The sequence below is a fragment of the Dyella sp. 01N36 genome (genome assembly GCF_056399745.1).
Genome location: NZ_JBFTRY010000290.1, coordinates 1 through 3,261 on the forward strand (window position 1 = coordinate 1; position 3,261 = coordinate 3,261).

Below are 3,261 nucleotides of genomic sequence, written 5' to 3' on the forward strand. Positions count from 1 at the left end.
ACCCGCCCCTCACCCCGGCCCTCTCCCCGGAGGGGAGAGGGAGAAGTGGCGTGCACCGCGAAACTCGAGGCAATGCGAAGCGAGCCCCGGCTTTCAGTCCTCAGGGATTCGGGCGCGTTGCGCAGCGCATTGAAGTACCCGCTGTGTACCCTCGGAGGTTGTCCCACAACCACGCCCCTCGAGCATTCGGGCTTATCCCAGCACGATGCTGCGGGCGTTATCAGGCCATTCTCTTTGGGTTACTTTTCTCTTGGGCCAGCAAGAGAAAAGTGACTCGAGCGGCGGCAGCCGATCGAAACGCCCGCCGCGTAGGCGGCACCCTGGCGGTAACGCGACAAATGCGGCGCGTCGTTATTGGATGACCAGCCATTCGGCTGTTGAGAAGCGCCTCCGCGCCCAGGCCGGGATGACGGCACAGATGAATCGCTGAGGTGCCCTGCCCCTGACTTTAGTCACGCGCCCCGAGCCCCCAGTCCCACCAAACTCAAACCCTCGGCTGCATCCACCCAAGGAAACCGCATGACCTCCAAGAGCACACTCTGGCTGGCACTAGCGCTGGGCCTCACACTAGGCACCATGACCCACGCAGCCGACCACATCACCCCCACCGCCCAAGACCCCAACCTCTGGCTCGAAACCATCGACGGCAGCAAGCAGCTCGACTGGGTTCGCCAGCAGAACTCCCAGACCGTGAAGAGCTACGCCGACAGCGCCGAGTTCAAGCAACTCGATGCGCGCCTGCTGGAAGTGCTCGATTCCAACGAGCGCATCCCGATGGTCAGCAAGATCGGCGACCGCTACTACAACCTCTGGCGCGACAAAGATCACCCCAAGGGCGTCTGGCGCCGCACGACGCTGGATGAATACCGCAAGGACAAGCCTGCGTGGGAGACGGTGATCGATCTCGATGCGCTCGCCGCCAGCGAAAAGGAAAACTGGGTCTGGCATGGAGCCGAATGCTTCAAGCCCGACTACAAGCGCTGCCTGGTCTCGCTGTCGCGTGGCGGTGCCGACGCGGATGTCGTGCGCGAGTTCGACCTCACCGACAAGCAATTCGTGAAGGGTGGCTTCGAGCTGCCCGAAGCGAAAAGCCGCGTGTCCTGGATGGACAACGATCACCTCTACGTCGCCACCGATTTCGGCCCGGGCTCGATGACCAAGTCGAGTTATCCACGCATTGTGAAGGCGTGGAAGCGGGGCACGCCGCTGTCGAGCGCGACCACGGTATACGAAGCCAGGGACGACGATATGTCGGTGTCCGCCGGACGCGACAATACGCCGGGCTTCGTACGTGATTTCGTGGTTCGCCAGATCGCCTTCTACGAGAGCGAGACCTATCTGCGCGGCAAGGACGGCAAGCTCACCAAGATCGACGTGCCCAACGATGCCAATACCGACGTGCACCGCGAATGGCTGCTGATCGAGCCACGCAACGACTGGACGGTCGCCGGCAAAACCTACAAGTCCGGTTCGCTGCTCGCGGCGAAATTCGACGACTACATGGCCGGCAAGCGCGATATCACGGTGCTGTTCGAACCGTCCGATAGCACGGCGCTGGATGCGTATTCGTGGACGCGCCATCACTTGATCCTCAACGTGATGGACAACGTGGTGAACAAGCTCGAGGTGCTCACGCCGGGCGACGGCGCATGGAAGCGCGAGCCGCTGGGTGGCGCGCCGGCCTTGTCGACCATCGCCGCCGGCGGTGTCGATGACGACACCAGCGACGATTACTTCCTGACTGTCACCGGCTTCCTGCAGCCCACCACGCTCTACTACGGCAGCCTGGGCCAGGGCGAGGCGCAGGCGATCAAACACAGCCCGAGTTTCTTCGATGCCTCGAAGTACGACGTGAGCCAGCACTTCGCCGAATCGAAGGACGGCACCCGCGTGCCCTACTTCGAGATTGCGCCGAAGAACCTCAAGGCCGACGGGACCAACCCCACCCTCCAGTACGGCTACGGCGGCTTCGAAGTTTCGCTGCAGCCGGCCTATAGCGGCAGCGTGGGACGCGCATGGCTTGAGAAGGGCGGCGTCTACGTGATTGCCAACATCCGTGGCGGCGGCGAATACGGCCCACGCTGGCATAAGGCCGCGCTCAAGGCGAATCGCCTGCGTGCCTACGAGGACTTCGCGGCGGTCTCGGAAGACCTTATCCAGCGCAAGATCACCTCGCCCGCACACCTGGGCGCCATGGGCGGCAGCAATGGCGGCCTACTGATGGGCAATATGCTCACGCTGTATCCGCAGTTCTATGGCGCGATCGTGAGCCAGGTGGCCTTGCTCGACATGCAGCGCTATACGCACCTCTCCGCCGGCGCCTCATGGATTGCCGAATACGGCGATCCGGACAAGCCGCAGGAATGGGAGTGGATCAAGACGTTCTCGCCGTACTTCAACGCGAAGGCCGGCCAGAAATATCCGCCCGTGCTGTTCACCACCTCCACCCGCGACGACCGCGTGGGTCCGGTGCATGCACGCAAGATGGCCGCCAAACTCGAATCGCTCGGCTACAACACCAGCTTCTACGAGAACATCGAGGGTGGCCACGGCGCGGCGGCGGACAACAAGCAGTCGGCCTTCATGAACGCCCTCGGCTATACCTACCTGTGGGATCACGTGAAGTAAGCGCGCGTCCTGCGTAACATAGGGCGCCGGCCCGAGCCGGCGCCGCTTTTTTAGACGCATGAACCATCACACGATACGTCCCGAACTGCGCGAATGGATTGTTTCCACCAGCCGCTCCGGCGTCAGTCTCAGCGACCTGCTGAAGATGCTCAAGGACGCCGGCTACGGCGGCGAGCAGAGCCGCCAGATCGTCGCGCGCGTACTGAACCTGCCGCTGGCTACGGTCATGGCTGCCTCCAAGGCCAAGGTCGTGGGCCTGCGCACGCGTCATCCGCAGGCGCCGGTGGAGACCGTCAACGGACATCCGGTGCGCATTGCGGTGAGCACCGAAGCGCCGGTCGTGCGCGTACTGGAGAACCTGCTCACGCTGGAGGAATGCGACGAGCTGGTCGCTGAAGCGAAACCGCGGCTGGCGCGCTCGCTTACCGTGGATGTCGAAGGACGCCACCAGACCGATGAACGCCGCACCAGCCAGGGCATGTTCTTCGCCATCGGCGAGACACCCTTGGTCCAGCGCATCGAACAGCGCATTGCCGACCTGCTCGCGATTCCGGTCAGTCACGGCGAGGGTCTGCAAATCCTGCACTACCAGCCGGGCCAGGAATACGAGCCACATTTCGACTGGTTCAATCC

2 protein-coding genes are annotated in these 3,261 nt (G+C 63.2%); both read left to right on the plus strand.

Annotated features, from left to right (window positions below; genetic code table 11):
* Positions 1-519: 519 nt before the first annotated feature.
* Positions 520-2,628, plus strand: a complete 2,109-nt coding sequence (locus AC1DMG_RS21140; RefSeq protein ID WP_441604783.1) for a prolyl oligopeptidase family serine peptidase — start codon at positions 520-522, stop codon at positions 2,626-2,628.
* 58 nt (positions 2,629-2,686) lie between these two features.
* On the plus strand, positions 2,687-3,261 hold a 575-nt coding region (locus AC1DMG_RS21145), incomplete at its 3' end, for a prolyl 4-hydroxylase family protein (RefSeq protein WP_477181053.1).

Coding starts and splice junctions, on each gene's coding strand:
- AC1DMG_RS21140 (WP_441604783.1), top strand. CDS start 520: ATGACCTCCAAGAGCACACTCTGGCTGGCACTAGCGCTGGGCCTCACA.